9 protein-coding genes are annotated in these 13,262 nt (G+C 37.0%); 4 read left to right on the top strand and 5 right to left on the bottom strand.

Going from position 1 to position 13,262, the window contains the following annotated elements:
• Positions 1 to 439: 439 nt before the first annotated feature.
• Positions 440 to 1,060 (top strand): RraA family protein, encoded by a 621-nt coding sequence (locus AKG34_RS24050; protein WP_053348656.1) that lies wholly within the window; start codon positions 440 to 442, stop codon positions 1,058 to 1,060.
• A gap of 85 nt (positions 1,061 to 1,145) precedes the next feature.
• Here the strand turns inward: AKG34_RS24050 and AKG34_RS24045 are convergent, their stop codons facing one another.
• From AKG34_RS24045 to AKG34_RS24025, 5 genes are all read right to left on the bottom strand, one after another.
• A complete protein-coding gene (locus tag AKG34_RS24045; RefSeq protein WP_053348655.1) occupies positions 1,146 to 3,128 on the bottom strand; it encodes a lipoteichoic acid synthase in 1,983 nt (660 codons plus the stop codon).
• A 1,305-nt stretch (positions 3,129 to 4,433) separates the two neighbouring features.
• On the bottom strand, positions 4,434 to 5,378 hold the full coding sequence (locus AKG34_RS24040; protein WP_180320492.1) for a siderophore ABC transporter substrate-binding protein: 945 nt from the start codon (positions 5,376 to 5,378) through the stop codon (positions 4,434 to 4,436).
• A 224-nt stretch (positions 5,379 to 5,602) separates the two neighbouring features.
• Positions 5,603 to 6,361 (bottom strand): iron ABC transporter ATP-binding protein, encoded by a 759-nt coding sequence (locus AKG34_RS24035; RefSeq protein ID WP_053348653.1) that lies wholly within the window; start codon positions 6,359 to 6,361, stop codon positions 5,603 to 5,605.
• Positions 6,355 to 7,302: an iron chelate uptake ABC transporter family permease subunit gene (locus AKG34_RS24030; protein WP_053348652.1), complete on the bottom strand. Its 948-nt coding sequence runs from the start codon at positions 7,300 to 7,302 to the stop codon at positions 6,355 to 6,357. The genes AKG34_RS24035 and AKG34_RS24030 overlap by 7 nt, the downstream gene beginning before the upstream one ends.
• A complete protein-coding gene (locus AKG34_RS24025; protein WP_053348872.1) occupies positions 7,295 to 8,245 on the bottom strand; it encodes an ABC transporter permease in 951 nt (316 codons plus the stop codon). Before AKG34_RS24025 ends, AKG34_RS24030 begins: the two co-directional genes overlap by 8 nt.
• Positions 8,246 to 8,572: 327 nt before the next feature.
• On the opposite strand from AKG34_RS24025, the gene AKG34_RS29780 reads away from it, so the two are divergent.
• From AKG34_RS29780 to shc, 3 genes are all read left to right on the top strand, one after another.
• A complete protein-coding gene (locus AKG34_RS29780; protein ID WP_053348651.1) occupies positions 8,573 to 8,914 on the top strand; it encodes a DUF1450 domain-containing protein in 342 nt (113 codons plus the stop codon).
• Between the two features lie 449 nt (positions 8,915 to 9,363).
• The gene (locus AKG34_RS24015; RefSeq protein ID WP_236695040.1) at positions 9,364 to 11,019 is read left to right on the top strand and encodes a M14 family metallopeptidase; all 1,656 of its coding nucleotides are present in this window, start codon (positions 9,364 to 9,366) and stop codon (positions 11,017 to 11,019) included.
• A gap of 181 nt (positions 11,020 to 11,200) precedes the next feature.
• Positions 11,201 to 13,099 (top strand): squalene--hopene cyclase, encoded by a 1,899-nt coding sequence (gene shc, locus AKG34_RS24010; protein ID WP_236695039.1) that lies wholly within the window; start codon positions 11,201 to 11,203, stop codon positions 13,097 to 13,099.
• Positions 13,100 to 13,262 lie beyond the last annotated feature (163 nt).

Raw genomic sequence — 13,262 nt, 5'->3', positions numbered from 1 at the left:
TCATGCTTTCACCTTCATTACCATCTATATATTGTCTTACTGCCTGTATTTTTTCTTCTGAAGAAAATCTCGCCATAAAAAACTGCACCTCCAATTGTTAGTTGTGTCTAACAATTGGGGTGCAGTTCACGTAGAGGAGATCGACTTTTCAGGTTGGAATTCTCTTAGCGTATAAAATTGCCGAAATGGGCGGTATAGCATTGTTGCTACTGTTCGTTTAAGTAGACATTTGCGAACGGTTCGTTTTTATATTGAATTGTACGATATAAGTCGTTCGGAAAAGTCTGTTTTGAGTTTACTGACGTTCACTGGTTGTTATGTACATTTACGAACGTGTCTAAAAATTATAAAGAATGATAACCTATACCTATTATCCGAAAATTATAAAAATTGTTATAATTAGGCTATATTCCAATAATCCTAAGGAGGACTTATTTTCATGGTTAGTCTCATTCAACAGTTTAAAGCTTTACCTACCACGGCCATTTCTGATGCAATGGATGGATTGAACAATCTAGACTCAGCAATTAAACCCCTAAAAGATGAATATCATTTTGCCGGACGTGCATTAACTGTCCAGGTACCAGTCGGTGATAATTCAGCCGTTTTAAAGGCAATCGGTGAGGCCCAGGCAGGGGACATATTAGTTGTTGACTGCAAAGGGGATACATACCGAGCTATCGCTGGTGACTTTGTTGTGGGCATGATGCAAACAATGGAAATTGAAGCTCTCGTCGTCGATGGAGTTATTCGTGATCTAGCAGCCATTAAAGATCTAAATTTCCCTGTATTCAGTAAAGGGACTACTGTTGCCTCAAGTGGAAAGGCTGGTGTGGGTGAAACCAATATCCCAATTTCCTGTGGTGGTGTCACTGTATATCCAGGCGACATTATAATAGGGGATGTAGATGGAGTCGTGGTCGTCCCTCAAGCTATTTGTGAAGAAATATTAAAAAAAGCAAAAGATAAAATCATAAAGGATGAACAGCGTGCAGAAAAGTATGCAGGAAAGCCTGATGAAATCAGGAAGTATATTGCCATGATGACTGCAAAATCCTAAAGAACTGCCTTATTAAAATTATCCCCTTAACTATAAAAAAACAGGCAGGAAGCTATTGCTTCCTGCCTGTTTTTTTATTAACCCCTTATTTATCAGAATCAACTTTTGAATCAACTTCTTTTGAATCTTCTTCATTGTATGTGTAATCATAATCCTTCGGATCAATCGGTTTAAAACCATTTGGAGTATAGAATCGGAGTAAGTCTCCGTTTACGACTTGGTCGGATAAATTAAGCATCTTTTCAGCTCTCGTTTTATAATTGAGAATGTCTTCATTCTCCTCGACCAATTCTCCAGTATTAGTATCATAGTACTTTCCTTTAATGGAAGTAACATCTGGCGTTACAAAGTCTCCATTCCTGAAAGGTACTACTTCATTATGATCTTTTGATAATAAATCTGAACCGAATTGTACATAATCATTTGATTTAATCCCTAACAAATGTAGTAATGTTGGGAGAAGGTCTATCTGTCCACCGTATTGATGCATTTCCCCGCCTTCAACGCCTGGAACATGAATCAATAATGGTACACGTTGTAATTGGGCATTCTCAAACGTGCCCACTTCTTTGTCCAGCACCTTTGACATGGCTTCTTTATGGTTTTCCGAAATACCATAGTGATCGCCATACATGACGATTACCGAGTTATCATATAGGCCTGATTTTTTCAGATAATCGAAAAATTCTTTAAGCGCTTCGTCGGCATAGCGTGCAGTTTGGAAGTAACTATCAACCGATGCATCACCCGTTGTTTGTTTACCAATTGTTGCTTTTTCCTGATCCATAGCATATGGGAAATGGTGAGATACTGTTATGAATTTTGTATAGAAAGGCTGTTTAAGTGTTTCTAACATAGGAATGGATTCTTTAAAGAAAGGCTTATCCATTAATCCATAACTTAGTACTTCTTCTTTATTTTCCATATTATAATGGTTTGCATCGAAGAACTGATTAAAGCCAAGAGACTTATACATATTATCCCGGTTCCAGAAAGATTTATAATTACCATGGAACACAGCAGATGTGTATCCTTTTTGTCCTAAAATCGCTGGTGCCGCTTGATACGTATTTTGAGATCGGTTTGTGAATGCTGCCCCCTGTGGTAAACCGAACAGAGAATTTTCGAGCATGAATTCAGCATCCGCTGTTTTACCCTGACCAACTTGATGGAAGAAATTATCAAAGTACATGAAATCAGAATTATCATGTGCAAGTGAGTTTAAAAATGGAGTTACTTCTTCTCCATTCAACTTATAGTCAATCAAGAAATTCTGCATGGATTCCAAATGCAAGTATATAACATTCTTCCCTTCAGCTGCACCGAAGTATTTAGGATTAGGCTCAGCGCTTGTCGCTTTTGTATAGTTGACGACTTCTGCGATATCCGTGCTATTAGCTGTTGCACGCTGAGCATAGGTTTTAGTATTCTGAACCGCATCATAGACAGTATAGTTAAACATGCCTAGATATTTCACAATATAATTCCTGTCAAACGTTCTCGATAATAATTGCGGACGATCCTTTTCAGCAAGTCCCAAATTGATCGCGAAAATTGCAAGTCCTGCAAGGTAAACCATTCCAACTGTACGACGTTTAACTTTGATGTCTTCCACTTTAAAGTCTTTGAATTTATATAAAACAATTAAAAGAACCGTATCAAGGAAATAAAGTACATCATGGGGTTTAAATAATTCTAAAACACTCGGTCCCAAATCTCCGGCATTATTTCGCACTTGTGTCAAGGTTGGTAATGTAATGAAATCGGTAAATGAACGGTAGTATACAATATTGCAGAATAGCCAAAAGGACATCAATAAGTTCAACCGAATAATCCATTTAAACGATTTTTTACCTTTCGCCAGTAATGCCAACCCAAAGAATAAAATAGCTGAACTAATCGGGTTTATGAATAGCAAAAACTGTTGTAGTCCATTTTCAATACCTAAGTTAAATTCAACTCGATATCCAATATAAGTTTTAATCTGAAACATTAATACCGCAATAAAGAAAAAGCCTAGTACATTATTTGCAAATAAATGCTGGCTCTTTTTAAGAAAATTATTCATGCTTTCACCTCTATTAATCTAGTGGTTTATATATATAAATTTTTACATACTTACAGAAGACGGAAAATCGCAAACCTTATGATAGCATTCTTTCACTTAGATAGTCAAGATTGCGCAAAACCACTTTTTGGCACAATATTTACTATTGCATAAAGAACGCTTATTCAGCTTATGAACAAGCCTTTGAAAAAATAACAGAGTTTGGCCCCGCCTTTGAAGTTTGATTTCCTATAATTAATATATAGGAACTCCAAATCTTATTCCAATAAATATCACCATAAATTCCTGGTAAATGTGGATGACAGTTATATTTAAATTTCACTTCCCTTAGGCTTTTACCATTATAAACGACTCCATATAAAAACACCAGCACATTACAAAAACTGTAAAAAATAATTCTTTTAACATCAAAAGCTATTAAATTTATCCAAGATTTCTTTCCCGATAATTCGACAGTCTAAGAATGATTGCTTTTTTTCATTTTATTTTGTCCAGGAATTACTCCCTGAAAACTTTATAATTCCAGTTCAGAACATTTACCTGTACGACTTCTCTTTCAATATCTCCGACCTCATACGCGAGTCGGCTACCTACTAATAACTCAAAGCATTTATCCTACATTTACTTGTATTCCTGACTGTAAAAGATGCCTTTTCTTATGCTCCATTCGAGTATTATCGACAACATCGCCTTCCAAATTTCCCATAATTCGATCATTTTTATTTTCTATTTTTGACAATATTATTAGGACTGCTTTCAGACTGCATCGTAAGTGATGTTACTTCCCCACTCTCCAAAAAAATAGAACTCATCTTGGGTCATTTTCTCTGTTTGTTCATTGATATTATTCAAGATGCATACAAATCCAATGATGACCAGCCAAAGTTCACTGAGATTTTTGACTTTAAACTACCCCTGACTCATAAATAGCAGCAAGATAAATAGCATCGCTATACAATCGACATATAATAGGAAGAAAGTATATTTATTCTCATCTGTTTTTTGTTTTTTTTGGTCCCCTGCTTTAAGCTCCTAGGAGTCCATTTCCAGCTTTTGATCTCCTTAGCTGCTATCAAATCCATAGCTGGGATTGCATTCACTGTGGTGCCCAACTACAAGGCTTGGTTAACGGTCGTTGAGCATAAGCCCTCGTTATTTAAAGGTGGGGATTTTCAATAAGTACAGTCATCTTTCATTATGGTATGTTCTCTTAGCCTATTTGTTATAGGAGCAAATCTGCTTTATATAAAACAAAAAAAGCCTGCTTTCACTTTACGTGAGAGCAGGCCTTGCTTTACATCTTTATTATTTAATACCCTTAGAGACTTCTTTAACCATAGAATCAACAGACTCTAAACCGCCGCCTGATAAGTACCAGTAGTTAGGATCAAGATAAACGATGTTGCCTTCTTTATAAGCTTTTGTATTTTTTACAATATCATTTTCAACTGTTTTTTTCGCTGCAGCTCCATCACCAGCAACTGCATCTCTATCAACTACGAAAAGGTAATCAGGGTCTTTTTCAGCAATGTATTCGAAAGAAATACTTTGACCATGTGTAGATACTTCTAATTTATCATCAACTGCAGGAACGCCGAATACATCATGGATAATACCAAATCTTGAATCAGGACCGTATGCACTTACTTTTCCACCGCTAGCAAGAATGATTAAACCTTTTTTATCTGTTGGTGCTTTTTCTTTCAAAGCGGTGATGTTTTCTTCAACACTTGCAAATTCTTTAGCAGCTTCTTTTTCTTTACCGAAGATTTTACCAAGAAGTGTTACGTTTTCTTCAAATGATTCCATATATTTTGTAGTATCCACACCTACATAAACTGTAGGAGCAATTTTACTTAATTCTTCATATGCATCAGATTGACGACCTGAAATAAGGATTAAGTCAGGAGCAATCTCGTTAATTTTTTCGAAGTCAGGTTCTTTTAATCCACCAGCATTTTCAGTTGTAGCTTCATATTTAGAAAGGTATTCAGGAAGGCCATCATGAGGAACAGCAGCCACTTCTACACCTAATTTATCAAGTGTATCAAGAGTTCCCATATCGAATACGACAACTTTTTCTGGGTTTGTTTTTACTTTCGTTTCTCCTAGTTGGTGCTTAACTGTTATTTCTTCGCTTTTAGCCGATTCTTTTTTCAGACTTGATTCTTCTTTTTCATTATTTGATCCACAAGCTACAGCCACTACAGCCAGCATTGCTATTAATAGGAGTAAAGATAATTTCTTAATCATTAAAATGTCACCTCGAAAAGTATTTTTTATTATTTAAAATTACATGTTGAATCCGTAACTTGTTAGAACCCATCATTTTTCCCTCTTTTTTCCTTACATTTAAACAGGAGGCGGCTAATTCTTGGGCGCCCGCCAACTCTTAACAGCCTAAAGAGTGTTCTTAATGTTTCCTAGTTTAGTTACGAATACCTGAAGTAATTTAAAACCAAATGGCATAGTTCCTAAGTAAAGTACACGCAGATCTTATTATCATTGATATTTTGAATCTCAATATCCATATCATAGATTTCCTTTAATACATTGGAATTAATGACTTGTTCGGTAGGTCCATTTTGGATCACCTTTCCATCCTTCAATGCGACAATATAGTCGGAATAACAGGATGCAAAATTAATATCATGAATGACGATAATGACTGTTTTTCCTAATTCATCAGCCAACCTTCTTAACACCTTCATGATTTGGACAGAATGCTTCATGTCCAAATTGTTCAAAGGTTCGTCAAGAAGTACATACTCTGTATTTTGTGCAATTACCATTGCAATGAAAGCCCGTTGTTGTTGGCCCCCGCTAAGCTGGTCAAGAAACTTATCCTGCATACTCGCAAGTTCCATATATTCAATCGCTTCATCGACATATTTCCAATCCTCTTTAGTCAATTTCCCTTGTGAATAAGGGAATCGACCAAAGGCGACGAGTTCACGAATCGTCAATCGGATATTAATGTGGTTAGCTTGCTTTAAGATAGCGATTTTTTTCGCAAGCTCATTGCTGTTGAATTTCCCCATGTCTTTACCATCAATCAGGACTTCCCCTGAATCTTTAGTAATGAGTCGGCTGATCATCGAAAGAACCGTACTTTTTCCCGCACCATTAGGGCCGATGAAAGAAGTGATTTTTCCTTTGGTAATTTCAATGGATACATCCTCGACAACCGTTTTATTATTATATTTTTTGAATAAACTTTTCACTTCTACCATGACTTATTCTCCTTTAATAGAAGATAGATGAAATAGACACCGCCAACAAAATTGATAATGACACTCAAAGTGGTTGAGAAGGTGAAGATTCTCTCAACTATGAATTGGCCGCCGACCAAGGCAATCACACTAATCAGCATCGCACCTGGAAGGATATGTTTGTGCTGATAAGACTTAATAAATTGATACGCCACATTGGCAACAAGTAAGCCGAGGAATGTGATAGGACCTATCAGGGCCGTTGAAATGGAGATTAAAATCGTGACAACGATTAATACCCGTTTCGTTACAAAATCATAATCCACACCTAAGTTTATGGCTTGGTCTCTCCCTAAGGACATGACATCTAAATACTTCAAAAATCTCATAAAATATACGATTACTGCTATCATAAGGACAATAGCTAACGTCAATAAGTCCGTATTGACATTGTTAAAACTCGCAAACATTTTATTTTGAATGATTTGAAATTCATTCGGGTCAATCAATACCTGCATAAATGATGACATACTGCCGAATAATGTTCCGAATATGATGCCTATCAGCAAGAGAAAATATATATTCCGATTTTGCTTGAACATGAACTTGAACAGTAGACTGGAGAAAATAAGCATAGCTGTCAAAGTAACCAGAAAATTTAGATTTTTATTTAAAATCATGACATGTGTTGAACCGAACAGGAAGATGACTCCTGTTTGAATCAGCATATACATAGAATCTAATCCTAAAATGCTTGGTGTTAAAATTTTATTATTTGTTACTGTCTGGAAAACTACTGTTGCGAAGGCAATCGCACAACCCACTACAATGATGGCGATAATTTTGATAACCCTTCTTGGAAGTGCATAATCCCAATTCGGGCCAAGATCCCAAAAGATATAACCTGCCGTTAAAACTGTTGCAACAACAGCTAGTAAAATGATTTTTCCTTTATTATTCATATGCCTTTCTCCTCATTATCAGATAGATAAATACGGCGCTTCCTATTACACCAACTACGAGACCTATCGGAATTTCAAATGGATAAATGATAATCCGACCCAGAATATCGCAGATCAATAGGAACACAGCCCCTAGCAATGCTGTATGAGAAAGACTCTTCTTCAAATTATCACCAAGGTAAAGTGAAACAATATTAGGTACAATCAGTCCTATAAAAGGAATTGTTCCCACCGTTAACAAGACGACGGTAGAGGATAATGCTACGATAACCAATCCAAAATTGACTACAAATTTATAATTGAGTCCAAGATTGATAGCAAACTCCTCACCCATCCCTGCCACAGTGAATTTATTAGCAAAGAAGTATGCGAGAATAACCAAAGGGATACTTATGTATATTAGTTCATATCTTCCCGACATAATCATCGAGAAATCCCCATTCATCCATGTGTTGAGACTTTGAATCAAATCATATTTATAAGCAAAGAAAGTTGATATAGATCCGACGATATTACCAAACATCAAACCAACCAATGGAATAAAAATCGTATCCTTGTATTTAACTTGATCAAGAATTTTCATGAACAAGAAAGTGCCTGCCAAAGCGAATATGAATGCGAATGCCATTTTCTCAATAAGTGCTGCTGATGGAAAAATGATAATAGCAAGAAGAAGACCCAACCTTGCAGAATCCATCGTACCGGCAGTTGTTGGTGATACAAATTTATTTCTACTCAATTGCTGCATGATTAAGCCACTGATACTCATAACCACCCCAGCAATTACAATAGTTACCATTCTAGGAAAACGGCTTTGCAGCATAATTTGCACTTTATCATCACTTAAATCTAATAAATCGAGTGGCGTAATATCTTTTACTCCAATGAATAATGAGGTAAATGATAAAACAATTAACGCCATGACTAAATATCTTATCTTCATCTTCATTTCCTACTCTTCCTATATCAGTAAAAACACAGTGATAATATTTTTAATTAAAAATGTTTGAATAAAGACTATTATTAAGTTTTTATCTATCTTTAATAAAAATAAGACCCATGAGCTACAATAACTGCATGTGTTTTCCTTTTTTTTGATAATGAGATTCATTATCAATATCGTTGTCATTTCTATTCTACCATTCCTTTGACATGTGTCAACATATACAACCTAATTACTTAGATAAATTGGGAATTGTATCCTCTATTGTTCACACCAATCCATTTAAAGTATATATAAACTTGTGGATTAAATTTGAGATATCAAACCATGCATTTCGCAACATTAAGTGATAAAATCAAAATAACATATATTTACTCTTCCAATGAAAGTAGCGATATGATGAAAACCTTTCTTTCTAAAATGTTCACAAAAAAAGAGAAAATCCAGATTGAATTTTGTCAAAATAATCTTGACCGTTTCCTTAATGAACAAACACTCGCTGTGTATGGAAAGTTCTTGAAGAATCCCCGAATTCAGTATAAAGAATATGAATGTTTAAGTGAATGTAAACTTTGTAATACGACACCCTATGCTAAAGTAAACGGGCAGATTATGAGTGGGGAAAATACACAAGATCTGTTAAACCAGTTACAAAACATATTAAAATAAATACGGGCCAAGCAACTTCAAATTGCTTTGGTCCTTATTTTATTGTAGAGACTTTAACTATATCCCTAAAATTATAATGAAGAAAACCGTGTATAAAAAAACCTCTATTCCTTCTATATAATAGAAGTGCATAAAAGGATTAGCTGTATCAGCCCCTCTGGAGCATCCGTTATATCATCCATTGCAGTCGGGATGAAACAAGATCGCTCTACTGTTTCACGGCTGGAGCTCTCATATTGTTGTTTCGTCTTCATTTCTTTGATTTAGGTTTTATATTGTGATTTATGAGGAGTAGCAGAATACATAACTACTTCTGGGCACCTAGCCATAGAACGCCCTTTATCAACCTAGTAGATACTTCCTGTTTTTTACTACTTTCAAAGTTTATGCTATTTTTCTAGTATTATATATGATAATTTATGGAAAAAAGATTAATTAGGAGGATGTATGTGAAAAAGATCATACCAACGATTGTTTCTGTTGTCTCGCTTAGTCTTATCACTGGATTGCCCGGCCTAAGCTCCACGGCTCAGGCAGATGAATTTACCCCTTATTATGGCAAGGGTCCTAGCTACATTCAGCCAGAAAATCTCTCCTACCTTTTCCCAGACCCTAAAGTTACCTTCAAGACTCCTGCCTTTCAACATGACAAGATTGCCTTTACAAGCCAAGAAGAAATGATAACTTATATCAAAAAACTATCCCACAAAAGCAAAAACATCCAAATTAAGACAATTGGTCAATCTACAGAAGGACGCGATATCCCGATGCTCCTTTTCAGCAAGGATTCAAAAAAGCTGAAAAAGGATACTAAGAAACCGTTGATTTGGATTCAAGGTCAGATTCATGGCAATGAACCCGCCTCTGGTGAATCTACATTAGTGATTGCCCAATGGCTTGCTGAAGGAAAACTTGGTGATGTCCTCGATAAAGTAAACATTGCCATCGTTCCACGAGTAAATCCAGATGGCTCCTATTATTTTAAACGATTTACCTCTAATGACATGGATGCGAATCGAGACTATTTAAAAGTGGAGTATCCTGAGGTACAGACTATTCATCAAACCATCAATGATTATGAGCCTGAAGTCATTCTTGATGTACATGAATATACAGTGAACCCCGCTCCCCTAAAAAAGGTAGGCGCAAATGGATCCATCGCTTCCTATGATCTGCTCATTTCTTCAGCAAAGAATTTAAATATTCCAGAACAGCTTCGAAAAGCATCCGATGAACTTCTTTTGCCTAATGTTTTTAAAACATTGGAAAAAGAAAAGCTTTCCTATCATGATTACTATACACTCGATACTTCTGATGCTGGAATTCTTACCGCTACTGAAGGAAGCACAGAAGCCCGCATCGGTCGCAACGCTCTCGGATTGAAAAATACGATGACCTATTTAATTGAAACAAGGGGTATCAATATCGGTCGTACTGACTTCAAACGTCGTGTTTATGCACAAGCTACAGCTCAGGCTGCCTTCATTAAAACGACAGCTGATCAAGCCAGTACAGTAAAAAAGGTGGTCAAGCAGGCCGAAAATGAAGTGGTGAAAAAAGGAAGAAAGGCAAATGATAATGACAAAATTGTCATCACCAGCGAAAATAAATTGATGAAAAATCAAAAGTTAACAGTAGTTGATTTAGCAAAAGCCAAAAAGGTCGATACGCCTATCGATTGGCTGGATTCTACCGATGCCTACCCTACCCTTGTTAGAGATCGACCAACAGCATATATCCTCCCACCTGAATATAATGATATTGCAAATAAACTTCAGTTATTGGGAGTGCAGGTGAAAAAACTAAAAAAACCTGTGAAATTATCTGTTGAAAGTTACAAAGTAAAGGATTTGAAGGTGTCCACTACACTTGAAAGCGGACATACAACCAAAGAAGTGACGACCACTGTATCTGCGAAAAAACAGGAATTCCCGAGAGGAAGCTATGTATTTAACATGGACCAGCCTGACGCTAACTTCATTTCCCTCGCACTCGAACCTGAAGGCATAGACAGTTACGTTACATTCAATTTCATTCCCTCTGTTAAGGGCGGAGAACTTCCGATTTATCGCTACATGCAACAATCAGCCTTACCAGTTAAATAATAAATCTCCACTACTACCTAAAAAACGCTTTGGCAGCTTTCATTGCCGAAGCGTTTTATTTTTTATTCCTTCTTTAAGCATTTGCAGAATTTCTGACACCATTCAGTCGTCTTTCTTGAATGCAGCAAAAACTTTTGAATATATATATAAACGGACAATGTGTTTAGGAGGGGGAACACCTTTGAATCACCAACATGTACAATTGGAAATTAACCGACTTGTTTATCACTTAAAGCAAGACCAATCAGCAGATGGATCTTGGAACTATCCCTTTGACACTGGGATAACAGCTGATGCCTATATGATTATTTTACTAAAAATTTTAGACATAGAAGATGCTCCTCTTATAGAGGCTTTAGTAAAAAGGATTGAAAGCAGACAAACAGAAAACGGTTCTTGGAAACTTTTCCATGATGAAAAGGAAGGCAATCTCTCGGTCACTATTGAAGCTTACTATGGTCTTCTATATAGCGGCCTACGGAAAAAACAAGATCCCCATATGAGAAAGGCCAAACAATTCATTCTTTCTAACGGCGGAATCAAACAGGCCAATACGCTAACTAAAATGATGCTCACCGTCACTGGCCAACATAAATGGCCGCCTCTATTCCCAATCCCGCTCGAGGTTATATTACTGCCGCCAACCTTTTTCATCAACATTTATGACCTTTCCGTATATGGGAGAGTTAACTTGATCCCCCTGCTTCTGCTTGGACATAAAAAGTATCAGATTAAATCCTCGAACGCACCTAGTTTAAAAGATTTATATCAAACGCGGGAGGAACGTACTGAAGAATATGTGTGGGAGGAATATCGAACGGACGAATACCGCTCTTTCTTTTCCAAACTTCAAACAGGGGTCAAAACCTTAATTGGTTATCCAGATTATTTGCATTCCTTGGCCCTAGAGTCAACGAAAAGATATATGCTCGACCGGCTAGAGCCCGACGGAACGCTTTACAATTATTTTGTTTCTACCTTTTTCATGATCTTTGCACTTCTCTCAACCGGCTATTCGAAAAAAGATCCAGTGATCCTAAAAGCAGTTGCCGGTTTGAAGGGAATGGCCTGTTCAGTTGATGGTTACACTCATATCCAATTTACAACAGCCCATGTTTGGAATACCTCCTTAATCAGCTATGCTTTGCAAGAAGCAGGATTGCCTTCCAAAGATCAAACTGTTAAAGCCGCAAATCAGTACTTACTTTCCCGTCAGCATTATATGTATGGTGATTGGCTGGTTCATAACCCTAACGCGGTTCCAGGTGGCTGGGGTTTCTCAGATTTGAACACAATGAATCCAGATGTCGATGATACGACTGCCTCACTACGGGCGCTGGCCGGTCAATTGCAAACAAACCCAGATAATCAGAACAGCTGGCAGCGTGGTGTCGCCTTCACGATTTCCATGCAAAATGATGATGGCGGATTTCCTGCATTCGAAAGAAATAACGATCATAAATGGTTACACCTTACCCCTTTCGAAGGAGCTAAATATTTCCTAACTGACCCATCGACCGCTGATTTAACAGGAAGAACACTTGAATTTTTAGGGAACTATACAAATTTGAAGAAACCTGAGAAAGTCAGCAAAAAAGCCGTAGATTGGCTCTTGAAAGACCAGGAGCGCGACGGATCTTGGTACGGACGCTGGGGAATTTGCTACCTATATGGCACATGGTCTGCACTGACTGGCCTTAAGGCAGCTGGGCAATACTCTAAACACCCAGCTATCCAAAAAGCTTTGGCCTGGTTAAAGAAAATTCAAAATAAAGATGGAGGCTGGGGAGAATCTTGTTACAGTGACATTAAGCAACATTATATGCCTCTCGGGACCAGCACCCTGACCCATACAGCTTGGGCTGTGGATGCGTTGATTTCAGCATCCGAAAAACCGACACCCGAAATCGAAAAAGGCATCACCTATCTCATTCGCGAAGCCCAAAAAGAAAGCTGGACCAATGACTATCCTGCAGGTCAGGCACTGGCAAATTTTTCGTATATCCATTATCACAGCTATCGCTATATTTATCCGCTATTGGCCTTAAGTCACTACAGAAATAAGTTCATGAATGTTTAAGCGCTGTGTGTGTCGGCGCTTTTTTCGTCATAAAAAGATGAATATGTGGATTACCTGTGGAAAAGGGTGGCACATAAAAGTACAGTTATCCACATTTTAAGGTTATCCACATATAATTATCCAATAAATTGACCCGAAGCATTTTATAAACAAATTATTATCC

This window comes from Peribacillus butanolivorans (assembly GCF_001273755.1).
In the GTDB taxonomy this organism is placed as follows: Bacteria; Bacillota; Bacilli; order Bacillales; family DSM-1321; genus Peribacillus; species Peribacillus butanolivorans.
Note: the sequence above shows the minus strand (reverse complement) of the source record. Positions and strands in the feature narration are given on the sequence as shown.